The sequence below is a fragment of the Verruconatronum alginivorum genome, from assembly GCF_056590205.1.
In genome coordinates this window covers 5,295,489-5,318,860 of sequence record NZ_JBWPVQ010000001.1, presented here as the reverse complement: position 1 = coordinate 5,318,860, position 23,372 = coordinate 5,295,489, and the positions used below count along the sequence as shown (strand labels likewise).

Below are 23,372 nucleotides of genomic sequence, written 5' to 3'. Positions count from 1 at the left end.
TAACAGGTCACAAGGAATGTTCCGATGAAAATTCAGGGGTGTCCTCGAATATAAGAGAACCGGCGGCGATCCGGTTGATCTCTTCCGTTCCGAGCGAGCAGAATTCAACTTTCCGCCGGGCGGCGAGCGAATAAAAGAGGGGGGACGCCGACCCGAAAACAATTCGTCCACCGGTCGCGGCAAAGGCCTTCGCCACACCGTCCAAACCATCGATGAACGAAGTTTCGTAGAAGAGATTGGGAAACCGCTCCGGCTCCCGGATTATCTCTCCGGTGGTCGCGCCGGTCGCCAGAAAACGCCGGTCGGGATGCCGCTCCGCCAACCCAAAAAGATCTTCGATCGGCGTCTCGTCCGACAGGAACGCCCCGGCGTGACTGCGCCGGTCGATCAACCGCAGGGTCACCACGATGATCCGGCAGGCCGGGTCGAGGTCTGCGATCCACCGGTCGAGGGCCGGATCGTTCAACCGAAAACGGTGACAACCCGGGGCCAAGCGGCAACCGGGAGCGACCCCGGGCCGGCCGATCCAAGAGTCGCCGCGGACGAACGGATGGATCACCGGCAGGAGCTTCGCGCCGTCGATCTCCGCCAGTCGCTCTCCCAAACGCTCGTTGTCGGCGACGGGATCGAGGTGGAAAAAGGCCTCCATGGGGGAGACCCAACAGTGGACGATTCCATTCCGCCACGTCTCCTCGCGAAAACGTTTTAAATCGGTCGCGGCCGGGAGCTCGCGAAAGGGCCAGTTGCCGAAGAAGGTGTTGCAATCAAACCACATGCGCTACCTCTGTTTTTCGAGCGATCTGCCGCAGAAAGTTTCCGCCAAGGATCGCCATCCGTTCTTCCGCGGTCATCCGGCAGTCGAGAACCCGCCCCAACGCCGACCCGAAGTCGCGGATCGGCGCGTCGGATCCGTATAAGATGCGCTCGGCCCCGAGTTCCTTCAGGGCGAGCTCCAAAATGCCGGTTTCCGGCTCGCCGCCCGAGGTATCGACCAGGACGTTCGGCAGGGGCGCGAGATCCGCGAGTCCCCGCTCCCCGATGCCGGTCAGGTGGGCCGCGATCAGGCGGGTTTCCGGATGCTCCCGGGCCAACGCGGCAATGTCGCGGGAGTCCGATTCATGGATCAGGTTGCCGGTGGTTTTATTCCAGCAATGGAGCAGCACCGGCACCCCGTGCTTCCCGGCGAGCTCGGCCACCTCCCCGACCCGCGGATCGGTGGCTTTGCAGGAGATCCATAATTTGATCCCGATGAACGGTCCCTCCGCGATACAGCGGACCAGTTCCTCGCGGAAAAAGACTGGATCCCGGGGATTCAGGAAACAGAAACCGTAGGTGTTGCCGGGATTGGCGGCCAAGAGCCGGGCGACATGATCGTTGGCCCGGCAAACCCGCTTCGGAGGCGGATTCCACGGCTCCCCGGCCTTCTCCCCTTCCAGCGGTTGGCTGGCGATCGAGAAGAGGCAGAGACGGTCGATGCGATGCCGCTTCGCCGCCGCCGCTATCGCCGGCCAATCCCAGTCGGGATGCACATGACAATCGACAATCACCTTCGGTTTCTTTCCCGTTATATCGTTTATCCCGAGTCGCTTATTCGTTCGCCAGTGTGACCCGGAGGCGAATGAAGCGGCGGTCGGATTCGCTTCGTTTGATGCGGTCGGTGAAGACGATTCGTTCCGGAGTCTCCTCGGCGACCCGCACGTGCTCGACGCCCGACAGCCATTCGTTCAGATCGCCCGAGACTTCGGCCCCGAAGACCGCTTCCACCGCGTCCGGATCGCGGTCGACCGCGATCGAAAGATATTCGTCGCCCTCCTCTTCGCTCCAGGCGATCTCGAGGACCGATCCGAGCGGAGTCGGTTGCAGGGGATCGAGACCGAGAGCGTATTTGACGAGGTTGCTGACCCCGTCACCGGCCGGATCACGATCCGGAGCGGCCTGCTCGCCGGAGAGTCCCATCCGGTCGGCCCAGGCGGAAAACGTTTCACCCGCCGGGGCGTCGGGATCGACCACCGTCAAAACGAGGCCGGTGCTGCCGTAGTTGGCCCGCAAATGAACGGCGCCGAGAGCGATCAACTCGCCTTGGGCGGCGTTGTCGAACTCGCCGGTGCGGTCGCCCCAGGAGATCACTTCGAAGGAGGCGCCGAGTTCCGGATTCCACGCTTCGTCCGCGATCAGATCGAGGTGCCCGCCGTCGATATCGACCGGACCGAATACCTGCAGCGGCGCGGCCGTCAGCGTGTCGAGGCCGACCCGCAAAGTTCCCCCGGGGGCGAACGAGGCGTCGCCGAAGACCATCACCACTCCGTCGGTTTCCATGCGCCCTTCGATGGCGAGGTTCCCTTCGATGATGCCGTTGCCGGTCAAGATCCCGTCGGAGGCGATCACCAGACCGGAGTTGGAACCGAACTCAAAGATGCCATCGGCCAAAGTGAGGGTCGCTCCCGATCCTTCGCCCGAACCGACCGTGAACGGCGACGGGGCGTTGGCATAGGTGGCGTACCCGAGCGTCAGCGATCCCGAATGGAAAAGAATTTCACCGTCGTTCGCCAAACGGCGGATGTCGTCGGTGGTGACGTTTCCTCCATCGATCAGGATCGAGCTCTCCCCGACCGCCCGCATGTAGGCGGTGCCGTCGGCCCGGGTGATGATCGCGTCGCCTCCGAGGAAGCGGGCCTCGTTCGAGGCGGTGGCTAAAAGGAAATAGCTGACCCCGAGTCCGCGCTCTTCGTTGATCGAAAGCGTCCCGCCGGTCTGCTCGTAGATGTTTCCGACCGAAGCATTGGCCCCGAGTTGGACGAAAGCGGCCTGGATCAGGCTACCCGCGTCCGCCAATTCGACCCGGTTGGCGTTATTGTCGCCGCGTCCGATCTGGATGCCCTGCACGTCGGCGCTACCCCCATCTTCCACTCTGAAGACGTTGCCACTTCCCGTTCCAGTGTTCCGGGGACCGATCATGACGTTGTTTCCGGAGGTGAAGCTCGAATCGGCTCCGGACACCTTGATCACATTGTTGCTGGCCCCGCTGTTTGCAGCGATCAGCACTTCGGCTCCGATGGAGAGCGCGGCGCCGTCCCGGACAGTCAGGCTGTGATTGCTGAGGGTGTTGCCTCCAAACGGAGTGTTGGTTCCGACCCGGAAGATACCGGTGTTTTCCCATTCGAGGTCTGGACCTTCGAGGACGACATGGCGCGGCATGCCGGTGGCGCTGCCGCCGATATTGGCCGCGCCCGCGTTCACCACTTTTCCACCGCCGGTGAAAACGGTGGTGTTTTGGGAAAACCCGCTGTCGAAATTCGCGGAGTTGGCGTCGAGCTCGGCGAGGATGGTCCAGGTGTTGCCGCCGAGGTCGAACGTGACGTTTCCGCCCCGGTTGAACAGCCGTCCGACAGTTTCGTCCTGGGTGAACTGCACGGTGTAGGCGGCGTTCACCGTGGTGAACTGAACCGCGCGGGAGGCCTCGGGGATCAATCCGTTTTGCCAATTGGCTGAATCGTTGTAATTTCCGGAGCTCCCTTCCCAGGAGGAAATCTGCGCCGAGAGCGGCAGCACACAGAGAGAGGAGACGGCAAACGACAACGCAAGGAAGCGCGCGCGGGGAGATGGTGTTTTCATTCGCATAGGTTTTGGTGGGTTAGTTCCGGAATGGCAGGTGGATTGAGAGCATAACGATTGAGATGTTTCACCCGGAACGGTTGCCATGAAAAGTATTGTTGGCATACCTTTTGGTAGGTGTCAACCCCTGTTTGTCGCGGCAAGTTTCTTGACCCAATAGAACGAATAATACTTATTCGGGGAAATCCGGGATCCGGGGAAATAACCGGGCCGGATTCCCTTTTCCATGCCAAATTCCGACCAGGACAACCACGAAGACCGGCTGCCGACGCCGCTTTATTTCAAGATCAAGCGGTGGATCGAAAGCGAGATAACCGGTGGACGCTACCCGGTCGGAAGCCAAGTGCCGACCGAACCCGAGCTGGGGGAGCGGTTCGGGGTGAGCCGGATCACGGTGCGGAAAGCTTTGCAGTTGTTGGCGGACGAGGGAGTGATCTGGCGGAGCCGGGGAAAGGGGTCGTTCGTGAAGAGCGTTCCCCAGGCCGAATCGTTTTCCGCCCCCCATGTGACGCGGCGCCCGCGTCTGCGGCTTTCCCTTTCCATCCCGTTCGACGAGGTTTGGGAAAGCGACCGGGTCCAGCGACTTTGGGCATCGGGCCACCCGAAGATCGATTGGGAAATTCACCATCACTCCTCCCCTCCTTCGAATCGACTGGAGGCCTTCGCCGAAGAAATCGACGTCTTCGCGCTCGACGATCCCGCCCAGATGAGAGCCGTCGAAGACGCCGGAATCAGCCGTCCGTGGTCCTCGCTCGCTTCTCCCGAAGCTTGGCAACGGGTGCGCCAATCGCTCCTGCCGGGGCTGGCGGCAGCGTTCGGCGAATCGCGGATCGAACGTTTTTTCCCGCAGACATTCTCCCCGTTGGGCCTTTTCTACAACCAAGCCGATTTCGACGCGGCCGGAGTGCCCGTTCCGCCTGCCGACTGGACGTTCCGGCGGTTCGTCGACGCCGCCTGCCGTCTCCGCGATTTGTTCGAACGGACCGGACGGACCGACCGCATTCCTTTCCTCGCCGAACTCGCCTCGTTCCGCCGCTGGCCGCTCTTCGTTTACATGGAAGGGGGACGTTTCTGGGATGCCCCGTCCGGAAAATCGTGTTTCGGTTGTCCGGAAACAATCCGGGGATTGGAGCATTACCGCGATCTGATCGACAACTACCGCGTGTCGAAGAACCTGTTCGCCGCCGAGCTTCCGGTGGATGAAAACCTGTTTCGCCGGAAGATGGTCAGCATGCATTTCGGGAGTTATTACACGCTCGGACATTACGAGCGCGCCGCCGACTTGGATTGGGGAATCGCCCCTTCGCCCCGCGCGGCCTCCGACCGGACCATGATGGTTTTCGGGGCGTTCGCCGTGGCGAAAAAGACACCCGAACCGGGCCTTTGCTGGGATTTCCTCGAGTTCATGCATTCACCCGAGGTGCAGGAGATTTATTTGGAGGAGCGCCGCCAGATCCCAACTTCCGCTCCGGCTATTTCCAATTGGAAAAAACGTTGCTCGGCGGAACAGTTGCGGACGCTCGACCTATTCCTCGATTCGGTTCCGCGTATCCATCCGGTCGAATACCCTCCCCTCCCCAAGGCCCAGGCGAAACTCTTGGAGTTGGTGCACCTCGTCTGGTTCAATCTCGCGCGAACCGAGGAACTTTGCCGGCAAATCGAGGGCGAAATCAACACGTTCCTCGAAAACGCCATGCCCCAATCGCTCTCGTCCGGAAAAGCGTGACATCCTACGGGAGCGCCACCCGAACCCGGAAGAACTGCCGCCGGACGCCCGACATCGCCGGCAATTCGAAAATGGCCACGCCGTTCGCCGCTTGGACGATGGCATCCGTGACCGTCCAATCACCGTTCAAATTGGCGGCCGTCTCCAAGGTATAACTACGGTCCGGCCGGTGGGGAGAAACGCTCAATCGGAGGGCATCAGATCCGGTCCGGACCAGATCGAATTTCGGCCGGGAGGTCGAAACGGTCGGATTCGTTCCCCAAAGAAACTCTTCGTAGAGACTCGAGCCGTCGCCGTCGACATCCTCGGTCGAGGCCGGGGGATCGTCGCCGAAGAAATGCTGTTTCCACCAACCGGGCGCCGTGCCTGCCGCCCGCGGCTCCGGGGCCCGCAGGGTCCAGCGGACGCCGTCGCTCATCACCACGCCGCTGACGGACGAACTGTTGTGCAGCCGGACGTAACCCGCCGTTCCGGCTTCGAAACGCACGTTGGCGGCCAGCGGCATCCAACCGTTCCCCCCGCTTCGCTGGTTGACCGAGACGTTCTGGGTTCCGTCGGCATGCCGGATTTCGTGACGGGCGTCGGTGGTCCGGTTGCCCCCCGGGACATACCAGACATCGAGGTCGTAGTATCCGCCCACCGGCAGGTCGGGACGGAAGGTCGCGGTGTGAGTCGCCGCTCCACTCGTCGTATCCGCCCAGTGATAAGCGGTCCCATACGGAGTCCCGAAAGCGCCTTGGTTCCAGGTCCCGGTGTAGGTCGCCTCGGTGTCATCCAACGCGACCGTCACTCCCGGAACCACTTCCAAGCCTTGAGATTGGTGGACGACCTCCCCGGTGTCCGCGATCAAGCGCACGAAGTAACGCTCCTGCTCGAGACCGGTCAACAAAACGTCATGCTGCCGACTGGGCCGCGGATCCCGGGACGACTCCGTATCGTATCCACTCCGACCATACAAGGCGTAGCCGACCGCTGGCTCCGGAGTTTCCCAACTAATGACCGCTCCATCGAAGCCGGTGGTGGTTCGGATGTTTTGAAAGAAAGCTTGTGGCGGGATTTCCTCCACCATGACTCCCAATCCGATCGGAACATACCGCTCCGATCCATCCGACGGCGTGCTCAACAACCGGTCGACCCCGCCCACTCGTCCGGCGATCGCGGTCGAGCCGCCGCCGTCGAATTCCATCGCCTGGTAGGCCCCCATGTGGGCGGCGAAATCCCTCAGGCTGGTCAGACTCATCCCATCCGCCCGGCCCGTTTGCCGTCCTTCCACCACCAGAAAGAACGCCTTCGTCCCATCCTCGTTCAATCCGAACGAAGTCCGGGGATGACGGTCATTCCAATGGCCCGTTCCCGGACTCTCCTGCAAGACTCCGCCTTCGATCAACATGTTCCCGCCGGTCACCACCTCGTCGATCGTTTGCCAATCGTAACCGGACGGCTGACCGGAGAGTCTCCATTCGATCTCCACTTCGCTACCGACCGCCATCCCGATCAAAAACGACCGTCGCGTCCCTAATGCGGTTAACACAAACCGATCCGGACCGAGCGGAACCGACGGCTGGGCATTCCGCACTTCCACCACGCGGCCCCGCAGGATATGCCCGGTGCCCGGAGCGTCCGATTTCTCGAAAGCCACCTTCTCAAACACCACTTCGGTGACACTCCGTCCATCGATCAACGGAGCATCCCGGCCAGGACTGCGGTCCCACGGATATTGGTAAAGAACGAGACCGGACGAACCGATCGTGTTGGCGTTGACCCCGTCCAAGCTCTGGATCGCCCCGGTCGCCGACCGCACCTCGCGGGTCCACGAAAAGTTGGATACAAAAGGCCGGCCGTCCCGGGTCACGGCCAAGCTAGCCCGGTTGTTCGGCTCCCGCAGAATCATCCCGTCTTTCACATGCAAGCCGTTCGGCGTCATGGTGGAACGAATATCGAAGAAGGCCGTGTTGATCGCCATCACCGCATCATTGTCCCGCTGCATCTGCGACACGGTCGACCGCCGGAAGAACTGGTCGCTCGGCACCGAAACGAAACGTTCCCCCAACAACGATTCGAGCCTGACCCCCGGGGCTGCCAGATCGATGGTCACCACGTGCGCCACCATTGGCCGGCCTCCGTGTTGCCCGTCGATCTCGAAATATCTCACCCCCGGGTGCACCACCTCCTCGGCGACCGACTCGCTTCCGAGAAATCCGCGCGGATCCCCGAACGTCGCCCGCAGGTTCCCGGAAAAGACCACCCCAAGAAGGAGCAGAAAAACAACTGAAAAAAGACCGTGGTTCGGCCGAGTGAGTTGGTTCACAAAAATCATTGTCCGCAAATGCGTTGTGGTTTGAACCCGGCCTCCCCGTGAGAAAGCCAGGGGAGTGATGCGTCCCCCCCGAAAATGATCGATCAACAGGACGCTTCGTTTCCATGGTCAAGATCAACCGTCGGAGAACCGCAAGCTGAATCGTTAAAACGAAGCGGAATTTTCCCGCGATGGCCTCATAAAGAGGATACCTTTACGGAGCGGAGTTCGGAGTCTCCAGCCAACCCAGGTTGAACCGGTAATGAAGGGCGCTGGAAATCAGATGGATCACTCCGTCGGGTGTTTGCGTGGCGTTCAGATACCCTCTCGGTTCCGCATGCGTGGCCGTGGCTTCAAACACTCCCGTCCACGCTCCGCCGTCGTAAGTCCCGTCGCCAGGGGTGATCAATTTCCGCACCGGCCACGTCTCCCCGTCGTCATACGAGAGCGCGGCGAACAATCCATAGCCGGTAAACTCACCGCCGTGGTCGTCGGGAAACGTCATTCCTTTCCAGTCACTTTTCGGAACATTACGGGTATGGTCGGTGAACGAGACCAACATCAGCGGTCCTTCCCGCAACCGGATCAGCGCCACCCGCTGTCCGTTGCCCGGCCCGAGCGCCCGGAACGGACTCGCCGAATAGGTCCAGGTTTCCCCCCGGTCGTCCGAAAGGCTTTGGATCATTTTTCCGTCGATGTCCGCCACCCGGCTGGTGAACCCGAGCAACCGGCCGTCACCCAATTCCTGGATCACCGGATGGATCGCCGGCAGGTGATGACCGGTTCCTCCTTCATGGATGGCCGCGGCTACGGGTCCCGGTTTCCCGCGGCTGGCATAGGTCCAGCTTTCGCCTTCATCGTAGCTGTAGGCGATGTTGTCAGGGAATTTGGTGACAACCGTTAACGCGCCGTCGGCCAACCGAAAGGCTTGCCAGGCCGGCCGGGTGCGCTGTATTCTGATTGGCTCGCCCGGGGCGGTTGCTGGAATCATCACCCGGGCCGCGGTCCAGGTCCGTCCGCTGTCGATCGACTTTTTCATCGTCGGAATGAACGGTCCGTCAGCACCGCAACTATGCCCGAAAAAGGCCCAGACCGTCCCCGCTTCGTCCCACCACAAGGCCGAGGCATGGGCATTCCGTCCGGGGGGATCGAAGAAGACCGCCGCCTCCTCCCATTGTTCTTCCCCGGCTCTCAGGCGGGCGGCCACCTTTTTCGTCTCCCGCGACCACTCCTCCGTGCAGGAATACCAAACCGCGAAAAGGTCTCCGTTGGGCATGCCGGTGATGGCGGGATGATGATTGTGGCCCGAATAGACGGGCCCCAGCGAATTCGGGGGAATCTGGACGAACCGGATCGGCCCGGCGAAATAAGGAACCTGGGGATCCGGTCCCGCCGTCCAATCATACGGTTCCTGCGAGACGTTTTCCGCCCATCGGGCAGGCGGCGGCGGAGCCGCGAAATTCGCGGAAGGGGGATCGCCCTGAACCACCCGGAACCCAATCCGGGCATTCTCTCCTTCCGGGACCTCCCCTTGACGCGAGGCGCTTCTCAAATAGCGAACATCGGTATTATGACTTCCTCCGCGGGTCACCTTGAACTCGCCATCCGCCGCCCCGACCGGGTCGACCTGATGGCCGGCGACGTAAGGTCCGTACCAATCGAGGCACCATTCTTCGACCAATCCATGCATATCGAAGAACCCCCACGGATTCGGCGGAGTCTGTCCTACCCGCAAGGATACGCTGGTCCAATTCCGGTCTACCTGGTTGCGGTGATAAACCTCCGGCAGTGTTTCACCGGTGAAGTAAGGGGTAGTGGTTCCCGCCCGGCAGACGTATTCCCATTCCGCCTCGGTCGGCAGACGATACTGCTTTCCTTCCCGCTCGCTGAGCCATTCCGTGAAGGCCACCGCTTCATGCCAACTGACAAACAAAACCGCTTCATCGTCCTCCGTGGAAACGCCCCGTTCCCCCCGGCGCTCCCGATGGGACGGATCGAATTCTTCAAATTGGGCATTGGTGACCGGCGTGGTGCTCATGAAAAAGCCCCGGGTTATTTCAACCTGATGAGCCGGGCGCTCGTTGTAATCGCCCGGATGCGCCCGCCAGGCACTTCCCCGCCGAAATTGCCCCGGCTCGACGTGAACCATCTGCATTCCGATAGAATTCGTGACCACCCATTCCCGCCAGTCCCCCTCCAACTTGACGTTCAACCGAACGAAACGCCGATCGGCCGTTCCATCCGGCAACGGATGACGCACGACCAACACCCAACGGTTGTCGACGACCACCTCCACATCTTCGGTATCGAAAAGCCAATGATGCAGATCCGAACTGATCTCGATCCGGTAATCGATTCCTGTCACCGCCGGACTCTTCATCACCGTTGCCCGGAGAAAGAGCTGGCCCTCCGACTCTTCAAAATCGACCACCGGACCAATCCGCCCGGTCGGTAAATCGGGAGCAAGATCGAGCGCGTATTTGAGCAGATTCGTCATTCCATCACCCGCCGGATCCGCCTGGGGAAACGTTTGATTGCTCGATAGATCGAATTGCTCGATCCACGCCCGATACGAGACAGGCTCGACGGATTTAATGTATTGATCGATTAAATACGTTTCCATTCGCGCCAATTCTTCCGGAGAAAGCGCCCGGTTGAAAACGGTGATCGCAGCGATGTCACCCTGGAAAAAATCGCGCGGCGTGGGAGAATCGGTTCCCCCGGCGGCACCGATCCGAGTCCAAAGGTGGCCCCGGGGATCCGCCGTCGCTCCGGAACCGTTCCCCACGCTCCGACCTTCGTCCTCCGTTCGGACAATCGCCGAATGACTTCCGTCCTCCCGCCAGAGATTCACCCCGACAAAAAACGATCCTGGCTCGACGATCCCAGAGGCGGTTGACAAAGAAACGCCCCCGCCCGCAAGCGTTCGATTCTGAATCCGCAGATCCCCTTCGCTCCGTGCAAACAAAGTATGAACCGCATAATGGGGCGACGACGTGTATGACTGCGGATTCAGCCTGGAATAGGCGGAGTTGAAGAGCCGTCCCAACCCCAGAGTCGAAGGACGGAAAACCACCAAGGTGGTCTTCCCTCGCCCGTCGAAATCCGACGGTTTCCCGGCCACTTCCAGAAATTGATCGACCCCGTTGAACCGAACCACCGCTCGTCCGGATGGCGTGGTGAACGGCAGCCATTCCGGCGCCCTCCCCCCTGAATCAGTCGTCGGCCGATCCGCATGGTTACCTCGTCCCGACAGATCCAGCCACCGCGCCACCTCCCCCGGCTCCCCGGCGACGTCCGCCGACTCCCCATGGAGATACAACACCAACCCTTCCGTCACCGGCACCGCCCTTCCCTCTCCTCCAAAAGCCAAAATCCACCACGACAAAAAAACTAACAGGTGATATTTTTTTCGTCGTAAACGGAGGAAGGGATGGCGGTCGAAAGGAGAGGCGGTCATTCGTTCAGTTGAGGGCCGGAAGTCAGGCGAGCGGGGTCCAGGATGACGTGTTTGATCCGCTCCGTTCGCCAGGTGTATGTGATGTGCACTTGGCCATCGGAGGTTTGGATAATCGCGGGGTAGGAGAATTCGCCCGGCTCGGTTTCAAGATCGAAGCCGTGGAACCAACCACCGCCATCCGGTTGACCGATCGCGACGCTCAACGGAGACCGCTGGGAACGAGCGTGGTCCGTAGTCGGGTTGTAAACCAACAACGTCCTGCCATCGTCCAGTAAGACCGCGTCGATCCCCGAATTGTTATTCGGAAGCACGGTCGGAGAACGGTCCGACCAAGTCTGCCCCCCGTCCTCCGACCAGGCTTCCACGATACGGCGCTCGTCGGATCTCGAACGACAGAGGACCTGTAACCGCCCGTCCGGGTGGAGAAGCAGACTTGGCTGCATCACCGGTATGTTGCGGCCGTCGTTGAGCGGCAAATGCTGTTTCCATTCCCACTCGGCCGGGTCCTCGATTCGAGCGGCCCCGATGGCTCGCTCCATTCGCGGATGGGGACTCAGGAGATCGCCGTTCTCCAACAAGACCGGCTTGTTCTTCGCCGGACCGCGAAATCCGTTTGGCAATCGAATCGGGTCCGACCAGGTTTTCCCATGGTCGCGGGAAACGATCAGTTTCCCCCACCACCCTTCGCCGAAGAAGCCGCTTTTATAAAACAAGAGCAACGGACCGTCGGGCATTTGAAACAGAACGGGATTCCAACAAGGCCGGGGACCGTCTTCCCGCGCTCCATCCGCCACTACTTTCGGCGCCGTCCAAGATTCCCCATCGAAGCGCGAAGTCCAGATGCCGACATCGGTCCGACCTTCGCGCGTTCCTCCGAACCAAGCCGCGACGATTCCCTCCGGTGTCTCCGCCAAGGTCGACGCATGGGCGAATGGGACCCGGGCTTCCCGAAACACGAATCCGGACCGAATCACCGAGGGCTCCCGTTCCGACAGGTCCGAGTGGAATTCCTCCTCCGTATCCAAAACTTCGATTCCGTGCCTCCTTGAGAGGTAGTCGACGGTGCGGCTCCGCTCCGCCAAACTCAGGTCGCGACCGTAAATCAGGATTTCGGCGATGTCGATCGGTCCGGTCCCGGCCAAGTCCATGTAATTGCCGATTAAAAGATCCTCCTCGGTCCGAATTTCCCCGTCGTAATGATTGTCGCCGGCTCCGGCCGCCCCCTCGGCCCACCCTTCCCGAGAGTTGTTCCAATAACCGATCAAGTGGCCTCCGGTGAGTCGCGCGGTCAGTATCCCGATACCGTCCGTGGGAAGGGTCCGATGCTGTCCGGCTCGCTGTCTTCCGCCCGTGCCTCCGGGACCGCCCCGAACGCGGATCGAGGAGAGATTGCCGGAGGTTCCGGTGAACAAATTGAATCCGGGGTCGGCCGAACGAAGGAGGTTGCCTTTGCCGAGAATTCCACCTCCCCGTTCCTGGCGCATCACCACAAGAATAGTGAAACCACCTCCCGCCGGGTCGAGTCGCGGATCATGAGGGATTCGCAAATACTCACCTTCGGCGCCGAAGCGAATCACGCTGCCCGCAGCGGAATCGACCCGGGTGGGCCGATAGACTCCCTCCGGAGCCGAGGCATCGGCGATGCCCGAGTCTGCGAAGTTTGCCCAACGAAACACACGTCCGCTGTTTTCCGTGACGCCGTGGTCGGCCCGCAACCACACCAATGAATTTCCGGCGGGCTGTCCGTCTGACTCCGCTCCCGCGAGTCCGCTCCCTCCGAACAGGAATGCGACCAGCGCCGTCCGTCGCAGGAATGACGCCACCCGCGAATCACCAACCGGTCGCATGAGTATGCTCACCGACGCTCAGGGCCCGAACACTGCCGTCCAGGAAGAGATAGTTCCGAGTCCCCCCATGAACCGGTTCGCGGGGGGAAGCCGCCGGATGAGCCGGCTCGCGGCCATCGATGTCCGCGATCAACCAAATCCGGCTCGGCGGCAGCAGTTCCGACAATTGTGATAAGGTCCGCACATCGATCGGATCGGCGTTCGGGAAATGACGTCCCAACGGATAAAGAAGCGACGTCCCTCCATAGGCACCGGTAACCACCCGCTGACTGTCGTTCGCCCGATAGGGATTTGGTTGGGAAAACTGCTCCCAGGTCGTCCGGTAGCTCGGGCAAATGAAGATTTCGATCGTCTGGTCGAGATCCGTGTCGTTCATCACCGACAAATAAGGTGCCAACCGCCGTTGCAACGGTTCACGCAAGTTGGGTTGCAACAGGATGTTGGTCGGCCCGGGCATTCGGTCGTTGTGTTCGACCGCGTAAGTGTGGATCGCCAGGCCGAGTTGGCGCAAGTTACTCTGGCAGTTCGAACTGCGGGCAGATTCTCGGACCCGGCCGACCACCGGGATCAAGATCGCCGCAAGGATGCCGATGATCGCGATCACCGTCAGCAATTCGATCAGCGTGAAACCACGCGATTGCCGATCTGTTTGTGTATTCATTTTCTTAACTCCTTTCAACACTGAGCTTTCGCCTCCAAAGGGCGCCTCCCAACACCACGCCACCGAGAATCAGCGCAACGGTGGCAGGTTCGGGAATCAAATAGGTTTCATACAAGTAATTTTCCATCGCCGCCAGTTCCTCGGAATCCAAGGCCCGATTGAACATCAGGATGGCGGCGATATCGCCGTTGAAGTAGTCTTGGGCATTCGCATTTCCGGTGCCCGATCCGGCCCCGATGCGGGTCCAGAGGTGCCCCTGCGGATTCGCTGTCGCGCCTGCCACGCTGTTCGACGCCCGGACTCCCTCCTCGTTCACGACAATGGCCGAGATATTGCCATCGGCTTCCCAGAGATTCACACCAAGATAAAAGGCCCCGGCGGCAACCGTGCTATTCGGCGTGGAGAGTGAAACTGCATTACCCGTGGAATTTCGATTCTGAATCCGAAACGCTCCCCCGCCTCCGGAATTGGCGAACGCCGATCCGACGGCATAATGGGCGGAATTCGGTGAGTTAACCGGATCGAGGGTGGAATAGGCCGAATTAATCATCCTTCCGACTCCCAGGACATCCGCTCGAAATATAATAAAGGTGGTTTTCGCCCGTCCGTCGAAATCGGCTGAAGCACCGACTTCCATGTATTGGCTCGATCCATCAAAGCTGAGCGCCGCGTGACCGGAAGGAGTGGCTCCGCTGACGAAGGCGGGAGCCCCGCCCGCTCCAGCGGCGTGATTTCCGAGCCCCGACAGATCGGTAATCCCGGTGACAGTTCCGTTGTCCAATACCGCGTTACCGGCCTGAAGATGGAGAATCAATCCATCGGTGACCGGAACGATCCCAAGAAGATTGGCGGAAGTGGCGATGCAGAAGGCTCCGCCTAAGAAGGCGGCGCGGATCAGATTGTTTGGTTTGATATTCATTGGATAGAGGGTGCGGAGAGATTTAATTTTGCTGAAGGCTGACATTTACCCGCATAAAGCGCCGGTTCTCCTCGCTCAACGCGGTTCGATCGCGCCCGTGGAGAATGGATTGATCGTCCACAAGAATTTCGATGTGCTCGTCGCCAGAGAACCAATCGGCCAAATTCGAGCTGACCTCCGCGACGTAATTCACCCCGGTCGCGAGCGGATTCTTTGTCACCAGAATCTCAAGGCGTCGTTCGTCGCCCGTTCCTTCCAGGACGACGACCGGAAGGCCGTCACGCGAGGAAACCATCGGATCGAGATCGAAGGCGAACTTCATCAGATTGGAAATCCCGTCACCCGCCGGATTGTCGCCCGGAGCTTGTTGATCCGCGGGGAGATCGAAGCCGGAAATCCAAGCCTGAAACGAGACTCCTTCCGGAGCCTGAAGATAACGGGCGTGGAGAAATTCCTCGACCTCAATCAACTCCTCCGGTGGCAACGCCCGATTGAAAATCACTACGGCGGCAATCTCCCCATGGAAATGCTCCTGAGGCGAGGCGGTGCCCGGAGAAGAATTCGCGCCGATCCAGGTCCAGATGTGACCAGTCGGCACCGCGGTCGCGCCGCTTCCTTCGGTCACGAAACGCTCGTTGGCGAGGTTTCGGACCAAGGCAACATGGCCGCCACCCGGAATCAGGATGCTTCCGCCGATGACGAATTCCTCGGTATTCACCAAATTGTTGCTGGTCGACATGGCGACCCCACTACCTGTCGTGGTTCGATTCTGAATACGCAAATCGCCTCCGGTGCGCGCGAAGATCGATTGCAGCGAATAATGCGGAGAATTTGGATTCGAAGGATTGATCTGAGCGTACGCGGAATTGATCACGCGCCCCACCCCCAAGGTGTGCGGTCGAAAAACGACCAGGGTGGTGCGACTTTGACCGTCGAAGTCGGTCGGATTCCCCGCCACTTCCAGGTAGTCATCCTGTCCGTCGAAGTAAACCGCTCCCAAACCGGAAGGAGTCGTGGTTGACGAAACCATGGGAGCCCGATGCGGCGGTGCCACCTCAATCACATGACTGATCGCGTGATTGTTGTTGTTAGAAATATCGGTGACTTGCTCGATGGTGCTCCCGGACACCTGGACGTTGGAAGCGTTGAGATGGACCACCAGGCCGGCGGTCACCTCCGGTTCGTTCGCTTTCGAAGGTTCCAATTCGCCGGTCAGATAGACCCGGCGCAGGTAGTTTTCCATCTGGTCGAGTTCCTCCGGTGCCAGTGCCCGATCGTACATCAGCACGGCCGCGACATCGCCATTGAAGAAATCGATCGGATTGGGAGTGCTGGTTTCCGCGTTGGCGCCGATTCGGGTCCAGATATGCCCCGATGGCGTCGCGTCGGCCCCACCGTTTTCATCTTCGGTGACCCATCGTTGATCGGCTTGATTCCGAACCGAGACAACTGAGACACCGTCGTCGAGCCAAACGTTGGCCCCAACGAAAAAATTGCCGGTCGTTACAGAACCATTTTGCGTCGAAATTGCCCGCCCCCCTCCAGTGGCGGTTCGGTTTTGAATACGCAAAACTCCGCCGACGTTGGCGAACATCGAATGGACGGAATAATGGGGAGTGGCATCCGGATTGTCCGGATTCAGGCTGGAAAACGCGGAATTGACAATCCGGCCCGGGCCAAACGAATTCGGGCGAAAAACAACCAAGGTCGTCCGGGCCCGCCCATCAAGAAGCGGATAATTCGAGGGAATCTCCAAGTATCCCCCCATACCATCGAAGGCGATCGCGTCGAGACCCGCAGGGGTCGCCCCTGACAACAAGGTCGGTTTACTCGGAACCGGCTCGACGTGTTCAACCGCGTCGTTTCCACGCCCTGACCGGTCGATCATCCGGGTTACATGGTTTCCGTCCAACTGAAGGGATTCAGCGTCGAGATAAAGGCTGAGTCCTTCCAATTCCGGAAAGCCGTCAGGCAAGGCGTTACTTTGCGGAAAAAGTCCCGCGGTGGATGTGAGTAGCAGGCCGAGAGCTCCGGCGAGGCAGGTGTGTGTTTTCATGGGTGGTTGATCGGGTGTGTCGTGTTGTTTTCGGTAGATTTTTCGCAGAAAGAGCGAACCCTACTCCCGAGGTTTATCCTCGAATTGATTCGGATCCCAGATCGTGGCGGCGATGTATCGTTCCGGTCCGGTCTCTTCATCGAAATAGTAGTAAACGGTGACAATCTTCCCATCCGGGCGCTGGACCGATTGGGGATAGCCGATATCCCATCCGGCCGCGTCGTCGCGAAGGATGATTTCCGGTCCCCAGGAGCGACCGTGGTCGGCGCTCAACCGAGCACGCATCCCATACGGTTCTCCCCGGAAACCATAGGTGAGCGCGAGTCGGTCGTCGGCCATCCGGACCAGACTCGGGGGATTGCCCCGGCCGAGATCCGCCACCGCGACATTCAAGAACTCCCAACTTTCTCCGTTGTCACTCGACAAAAACGTATCGATTCCGCGCCGCAGGCCATCCCGACGGCGGGTCGCGGTCAACAGTTCCCCAGTCGACAAACGGACGGTCGACGGCATGATCCGGAACCCCGGAGGTTCGTCACCGATCCAGGAAAGGAACTCCCAACTCAATCCTCCGTCGGTGGTCCTCGCCGCGAAAGTGCGCCCTTCCCGTCCGTTGGACTTGCCGGCGGTGAGAAAGACCAGGCACGTATCAGGATCTTCCACGATGTAGTCCGTCCGCGCCGCGACCCCGGGTGTGTCGAACAACGGCAGAGCGAATGGCCCTTGCCAGTTATGGCCGCGGTCGTAGGAAAAATAAAAGCGGGAGCTTCCACCGCCTCGATGGTCCTCCATCCGGAAGGTCATGGCCAAATCCGGATGGGAGAAGTCGATTGCCGTATCCAGTTCGCGGATCTCGGTCATTGCAACGTCTGGAAGCGGGGTGCCGAACAACATCCTTCCGCGGGGAAGGAGAGCACCCTTCTCGGCGGGATTTTCAATCGTCCAGGTTTGCCCTCCGTCAAAACTGCGGGCGAGCAAATGTTCTTCCGGCTTCTCCGAATCCGTGGCATGACGTTCCGGTCCCCGATCCGCGTAATGAGGAGCCCCGAACCCGACCAGGATTTCGTCTCCCCAATTCCAAATGCCGTGATTCGCGGGCCAACCGCCGAACCGCCCAGGCTCCTGGTAAACCGGTATATGCTCAACGCCTGCATCCGCGCCCGGTGACGACAATGCCCCGGAGCACAAAAACGTGAAAAAAATGAACGGCAAAACTGCTGGTCGTACTAAACTCATATTCTTATTATTACTTAAGCTAAGCGTAGCTGGGAGAATCGTCTGATTTGCTTTAACGTTGGTTCTTTTGGGTAAATGTCTGCTGCTTTTCCTTCAATAGGCTTAGATCACTTCCAACTCTTCACCCTGTCCCATCCAACGACAAAGACCTGATTAAAAACGCCTTCTGCGCTTATAACCGGGCGCTGGTAGGCAATGGATTTTCCATCTGGAGAGAATACACACGCGTGCGGCATCGGCGCACTTTCATCTGACGTCCTCGCGGTCAGCCTATAGCTTTGGCCGGTCAGGACCTCGGTTACAAACACACTGTTGTCCGCCACGTAAGCAATAAAACGCCCGTCGGGATTCCAACTGAACATCGAGGCAATATCCCACGGATTCGACGTAACCTGTAATGGATCTCCCCCATTCGGTGAAACCACCCACACCTGAACCGTGCCGTCTTCGTCCTTCATTAGAAATGCGATTTGCGAACCGTCCGGAGAGCTGCGAAGCCAATGGCGAGGTCCCTGCAACCCTGGATGAAACCGCTCAGCGGTAAAAGTCAGTCGCCGCTGGACAACCCCTTTGGGAGGACGTGGTCGTGAGGTGATTGTTCCCTCAAGCGGTCCCGCTTCAGAAACCTGGGTCAAGTCGTCGGGGAGGTCGGCAATAAAAACTTCGGATATCATTTCCCCGCTTGGTGCCCGAACCAATCCCTGAAACGCGAGGGCTCGCTTTTGCCGGGAACCATCTTCCCGCAGATAACCATTCTTTCCTACCCATGTCTCTTCAAAGGCCCTCGCTATCTCGTCGCTCCCCGCCTTCGGGTTTGCAGTCTTCGTGGAAATGAGCACCGAGAAATTTTCTCCGTCGTGATTTCTGGCGTGATCCTTAACGACCCTGACGGGCCGATTCGGAACTGAAACTCCCACGCTTCGGAGGTTTACCTCCTGCTCATCGGTCTCCTCGTCAAATCCTTCCAGCAAATGGTCCTCATAGGTGAAACTAACCCATTCCCCATCCCCGCTAAAAACATGGACATGACTTCCGCCCCTCAAAGCTCCCGGGGTAAGGGGTTCAGTCAGATCACGAGCGTCCAATCTGAACGATCGCCTCTCCCCCGCGAGATCAAGCACCACACCATAACGGCGGGTGAAACCGTAGGACCATTCCTCAGTCGGATGCTCCGGCCCTTGGATAAATACGATTTTCTCGTCTACTGGACTGTAGGTCGCCGCTCCGCATTTGGCACCATTTCGACTCTGATAGAGAACTTCTACTTCACCTGTCTCGACGTGGACCCGCTCAATCCGGTCCCCGCTGAAAAGGTCGTCCCTCATTCGAGTGTCATATACTATCCATTGGCCGTCAGGAGACCAAACAGCAGTATTTGTCAACATGTGCCCGTAGGTAGCGTGCGTGATCTGTCGCTCCACCACCGGGCCACTGCCGAAAGAACTGCCGGCCAGGCATTCAATAAATGGCGTCACCATAACCGCCAGTCCGCACCCACCACGAACCAAAGTTCTCAATCCGGTCACGCCAAAACTGAATTTTCGCAACCGGAAAAACTCGGCGACAGACCCGGTGCGGAAATCAGCGAGGGCGTTGAAAAAATCGCCAAAAATCGAAAAACCTACACCAACAGGCGGCACCTGTCCGGCCCGGTTATCGGGATAACTGATTTTACCAATCATACCTCTGACTTCACAAAGAAAACGTGACGAATGAATCCGAACTTGATCGGCCCAGTTCACATCCTGCATCAACGTTGGTTCAAGTGGTTAAAATACTCAAACTCTTTTTTAACGGCGTGTTCTGAAGGAAGCGTCGCATCCGTGAAAAATTGATGTTTTCGCGGACGTATCCTCCGCACGCTGTTGGATTCGCTTCCTGCGGTTATTACCGCGATCGATCCTCTCCGTTGCTCAGCCAGTCAAGTGACACGCGGGTGAACGTCATGGTTTCGTAGTCGTCCCGCTCGTAGAAACATCCGATGTCGCCATCGGGAAGGACCACCAACGAAACGTAAGCGGCGAATCCGGGGTAAAGAAGTTTCGACAAGGGCCAGGTCTTTGCTTCGTCATAGCTCAGTCTTAAAGTCAGCCGTTCGCGAAGGGTCTCGCTGGCGCTGTTTAAGAACAGAATCCGGCTCGGATCGCCGTCGACTGGCCAGGAGTATCGCAGAAAGGCCCCTTGGTTTACCGGGCATGGGAGTTCGGCGGCTTGCTCGGGATGGCTCCATGTTTCCCCCCCATCTTCGCTGTACGAGATCCAGCGGCGACTGTCACCGAAGTAGGCGCGCATGTTGGCCATCAGTCGGCCGTCGGTGAGTTCGACAATCTGATTCTCGTTCATGCGCGGTTCGATAGGTTCGCTACGGCGCCAGGTCTGACCGCCGTCATCGCTCAGAAGCGCGAGCGCGTTGAAGCCGTATTCGCCGTCATGCAAGTTCAGGCTGTGTTCGCCGGTGGTGGGGAAGCTGTAGTTGCCGGGGACCACCAGGCGACCGGCATGCGTGCCATGCTCGATTTGTATGCTGTTGCCCGGCCCGACGGCAAACCATTGCCAGTCGGGTTCCTTGGTCGTTTCAGTAATCTCGCGGGGCTCGGCCCAGGTCAGGCCATCGTCGTCGCTGTAAGTCAACCAAACGGTGCGGGTGCCGTGCTTGAATGTGTCCGGTTCAAACTCCCGGTAACCCGGTGGATTATGAATCATCGGAAGCCAGATACGACCCGTTTGCTGATCCACGACGGGGCATGGATTGCCGCATGTGCTTTCGCCATCGCGCCAGACGACCGTCGGCTTGCTCCAGGTCCGTCCTCCATCGATTGAGCGACGCACGAGCAGGTGAATCTCGCCGTAATCCATGCGGCTGTGCCGCCTCCCCTCGGCAAAGGCGAGCAGGGTGCCTTCACGGGTGGTTATGATCGAGGGTATCCGGTAGGTATGGTAGCCGCCCTCGCCGCTGACGAATAGATTCACATGTTCGGCGGGCAGATCAAACGGCTGCATGTTGCCCTCCGCGGCGAACTCGATAACGCGAAGACCTTGGCCGCCACGAAAGCCGATCATCCCGAGCTCGTTACGCTTACTCTGACCTTCGTAGACCGGTTCGCCATTGATGGTGATCTGCACGTCGTGGTCGCGTAAGGTGAACTTGAATTCAAAAGGCTCACCAAGCCGAATGTGGTCGAATGTTTCCGCGATGCGACGCAGGCCGCCGGAGAAAACAACGTTGCGCCCCCGGGTTTGCATGCTGGCCGCACTGCTCTGAAACATGACGAAGTCGTGACCGTTGATGATAAAGGCGGCATGTTGACCGCCGGCTTCGGGCAAAGCCAGCGTGGCGGTCACGGTGGCGTCTCCCTGGCCGAGCAGCGATCGCGCATAGAGTGTGTCCCCGCGCCCTTGCCCCTTGAGGTAACCATTCCCCTCGGCCCAAGGTTCGCCGATAACCTGCACGGCCACGGGCTTGCCGCCGACGACAAAGGCCTGCGATTTGACGGGGGAGTTGCCGGAAGCGTAGGCGAATACGGCGAGCAACGCCGCGACGGTAAGATGGATGACCGAATTTTTCATGACCTGTGAAAAGAGAAAATGCGGAGTGTTTGGAATCACGTTTTACGTCTCGGGTAAGGGTTGTTCAAAATAGCGTGTCGAACAGGATTAACGCTTTCAGTATCGAAGATCGTTTTCTCCAACAGCGAATCCGGCAGCGTACGGAGGATAAGTCCCAAGCCAGCTCGGGTTTCGACCAAATGTCCGTTTGCGCGGTTGCCCGTCTGGCGGGCTTCCGCGAAAACATCAATTCTTCACAACCTCGGGTTCGTTACCCGCTCCCGTAAAGTCCACGGTTTTCATCATCTCGCGATACTTCATTTGCTCCTCATAAAGACGATGGAAAACCTTGTATTTCTGATCGTGATACGCTGCGGCTTCTACCTGTGGCTCTACGGTTGCCCCCGATTTGGTCATCGATGCCATCGCTTCGGGAATCGTCGCGAATGCTTCCCCAGCTACCGCGCCAAGGATCGCGGCACCAAGCAGAACCGCTTCAGGTTCTTCCGGAAGGACAATACGGCATCCGGTGATATCGGCATGCTCGCGAAGAAAGACCGGGTTCTTTGTTCCGCCGCCGCAGGCCGTAATGGTATCGATTTGGTAGCCCGCCCGGTTCAATTCTTCAATAATGTGACGGGTGCCGTAGGCGATGGCCTGGATCGTCGCCAGATAAAGGAGGGCCAGATCGTCCACGCCAACCGATAATGAAAGTCCCGAAACCATCCCCTTCAGAGTCGAATCGGCCCGGGGAGAACGGTTGCCATGGAAGTAGGGACAAACGTGGAGCTCCCGGGTCAAACCGGCCGGGAACGCTTCATTCTTGGCCAACTCTTCCAGACGCGTATTCAGTATTTCATAGACGGTCTGCTTCTTCTCATCCGCCAATTTCCGGACTTCCGTGATCGCCGGATGAGTGAAAATGATATGGTCCACCAATGCTCCGGTGGCGGATTGACCTCCCTCGGTCAACCAGAACCCCGGCACCATCGCCGAGAAATAGGGTCCCCAGACGCCGTCGATGAAACGCGGATCGGCCGAGACGGCCATGTGGCAGGAGGAGGTTCCACCGATCAACGCCAGTCGCCGGTCGAATGAGCCGGCGTCGAGATTATCGGCTCCCGCCCCAAGCGAACCAAGACCTCCCGCATGGGCGTCGATGATGGCAACGCCGACGGGAGTGTTCGGACGCAACCCGAGGTCGCGGGAAGCTTGCAGTGTCAAACCACTCCCGGCCTTCTCGCCCATCGGACGAACCCGGGTGCCAATGCGGGCAAACCCGTCCGCTTCCAATTCCGCGAGCCCGACTTCTTCGAAGAACCGGGCGTCCCACCCTTCCGGTCCACCATCTTCGTCGGCTTCATGCCCGAGGTAGGTCCATTTGCAGACCGTGGTGCAGAGGGAGCGCACATCGTCACCGGTCGCCCGATACACCAGGTAATCGGGCAGATCGAGGAAACGCCGGGTCCGGTTCCAGCTCTCCGGCAGATATTCCTTGAGCCACATCAGCTTCGGAATCTGCATTTCCGGCGAAATGCGCCCGCCAACATAACGCAGGACCGCGTGGGAAACCTGGTTGACCTTCTCCGCCTGGGGAATGGCCCGATGGTCCATCCAAACGATGATATTTCGCTCATCCTCACCATCACGACTGACCGTGACCGGCCGGTCTTTCTCATCAAGCAAAACCAATGAGCAGGTGGCATCGAACCCGATCCCGGCGACATCGTCCGGAGAAACCCCTGATTCTTCCAGCACCCGATGCACACAGTGGCAACAAGCCGTCCAAATATCGTCGGACGACTGTTCCGCGAAAACACCGTCCTTCCACATTTTGATTTCCCGCGAGGCCGACGCGAGGCGCCGTCCTTTCGCGGTAAAAATTCCGGCGCGGGCACTTCCGGTGCCGACGTCGATTCCAACGAAATACTTCCTGTGAATTTCGGGTCTGGTCATTGAGTCTCTCTATCGGCGGATCGCCCCCCTTGAGTTGAAAACTCTGGGGGCTTTCCG

Annotated in this window: 14 protein-coding genes; 1 reads left to right on the top strand and 13 read right to left on the bottom strand. The window is 59.3% G+C overall.

Going from position 1 to position 23,372, the window contains the following annotated elements:
• Nucleotides 1-7: 7 nt before the first annotated feature.
• Genes ACWUI2_RS19455 through ACWUI2_RS19445 form a run of 3 tightly spaced genes read right to left on the bottom strand, consistent with a single transcriptional unit; the run spans nucleotide 8 to nucleotide 3,612 of the window.
• Nucleotides 8-775 (bottom strand): amidohydrolase family protein, encoded by a 768-nt coding sequence (locus tag ACWUI2_RS19455; RefSeq protein ID WP_486984505.1) that lies wholly within the window; start codon nucleotides 773-775, stop codon nucleotides 8-10.
• The gene (locus tag ACWUI2_RS19450) at nucleotides 765-1,547 is read right to left on the bottom strand and encodes an amidohydrolase family protein (RefSeq protein ID WP_486984504.1); all 783 of its coding nucleotides are present in this window, start codon (nucleotides 1,545-1,547) and stop codon (nucleotides 765-767) included. Before ACWUI2_RS19450 ends, ACWUI2_RS19455 begins: the two co-directional genes overlap by 11 nt.
• A 40-nt stretch (nucleotides 1,548-1,587) precedes the next feature.
• On the bottom strand, nucleotides 1,588-3,612 hold the full coding sequence (locus ACWUI2_RS19445; RefSeq protein WP_486984503.1) for a hypothetical protein: 2,025 nt from the start codon (nucleotides 3,610-3,612) through the stop codon (nucleotides 1,588-1,590).
• 226 nt (nucleotides 3,613-3,838) lie between these two features.
• Here ACWUI2_RS19445 and ACWUI2_RS19440 point away from each other — a divergent pair, with 226 nt between their 5' ends.
• Nucleotides 3,839-5,338, top strand: coding sequence for an extracellular solute-binding protein (locus ACWUI2_RS19440; RefSeq protein WP_486984502.1), 1,500 nt, complete (start codon nucleotides 3,839-3,841; stop codon nucleotides 5,336-5,338).
• A 4-nt stretch (nucleotides 5,339-5,342) separates the two neighbouring features.
• Here ACWUI2_RS19440 and ACWUI2_RS19435 read toward each other — a convergent pair whose 3' ends face one another.
• From ACWUI2_RS19435 to ACWUI2_RS19390, 10 genes are all read right to left on the bottom strand, one after another.
• On the bottom strand, nucleotides 5,343-7,646 hold the full coding sequence (locus ACWUI2_RS19435) for a phosphodiester glycosidase family protein (RefSeq protein ID WP_486984501.1): 2,304 nt from the start codon (nucleotides 7,644-7,646) through the stop codon (nucleotides 5,343-5,345).
• Between the two features lie 202 nt (nucleotides 7,647-7,848).
• Entirely contained in the window at nucleotides 7,849-11,094 is a 3,246-nt protein-coding gene (locus ACWUI2_RS19430; protein WP_486984500.1) for an SUMF1/EgtB/PvdO family nonheme iron enzyme, read from the bottom strand.
• Nucleotides 11,091-12,941, bottom strand: coding sequence for a sialidase family protein (locus tag ACWUI2_RS19425; RefSeq protein ID WP_486984499.1), 1,851 nt, complete (start codon nucleotides 12,939-12,941; stop codon nucleotides 11,091-11,093). Before ACWUI2_RS19425 ends, ACWUI2_RS19430 begins: the two co-directional genes overlap by 4 nt.
• Nucleotides 12,925-13,602 carry a DUF1559 family PulG-like putative transporter gene (locus ACWUI2_RS19420; RefSeq protein ID WP_486984498.1) on the bottom strand — a complete coding sequence of 226 codons (678 nt, stop codon included), beginning with the start codon at nucleotides 13,600-13,602 and terminating at the stop codon, nucleotides 12,925-12,927. The genes ACWUI2_RS19425 and ACWUI2_RS19420 overlap by 17 nt, the downstream gene beginning before the upstream one ends.
• Before the next feature lie 4 nt (nucleotides 13,603-13,606).
• Nucleotides 13,607-14,521, bottom strand: a complete 915-nt coding sequence (locus tag ACWUI2_RS19415; RefSeq protein WP_486984497.1) for a PEP-CTERM sorting domain-containing protein — start codon at nucleotides 14,519-14,521, stop codon at nucleotides 13,607-13,609.
• Between the two features lie 22 nt (nucleotides 14,522-14,543).
• Complete coding sequence (locus ACWUI2_RS19410) at nucleotides 14,544-16,577, bottom strand: hypothetical protein (protein WP_486984496.1); 2,034 nt, start codon at nucleotides 16,575-16,577, stop codon at nucleotides 14,544-14,546.
• 60 nt (nucleotides 16,578-16,637) lie between these two features.
• Nucleotides 16,638-17,813: an exo-alpha-sialidase gene (locus ACWUI2_RS19405; protein WP_486984495.1), complete on the bottom strand. Its 1,176-nt coding sequence runs from the start codon at nucleotides 17,811-17,813 to the stop codon at nucleotides 16,638-16,640.
• Nucleotides 17,814-17,920: 107 nt separating this feature from the next.
• Nucleotides 17,921-19,291, bottom strand: a complete 1,371-nt coding sequence (locus ACWUI2_RS19400) for a YidR family protein (protein ID WP_486985084.1) — start codon at nucleotides 19,289-19,291, stop codon at nucleotides 17,921-17,923.
• Nucleotides 19,292-19,700: 409 nt separating this feature from the next.
• On the bottom strand, nucleotides 19,701-21,380 hold the full coding sequence (locus tag ACWUI2_RS19395) for a sialidase family protein (protein WP_486984494.1): 1,680 nt from the start codon (nucleotides 21,378-21,380) through the stop codon (nucleotides 19,701-19,703).
• A 225-nt stretch (nucleotides 21,381-21,605) separates the two neighbouring features.
• Nucleotides 21,606-23,315, bottom strand: a complete 1,710-nt coding sequence (locus ACWUI2_RS19390) for an FGGY-family carbohydrate kinase (protein ID WP_486984493.1) — start codon at nucleotides 23,313-23,315, stop codon at nucleotides 21,606-21,608.
• Nucleotides 23,316-23,372 lie beyond the last annotated feature (57 nt).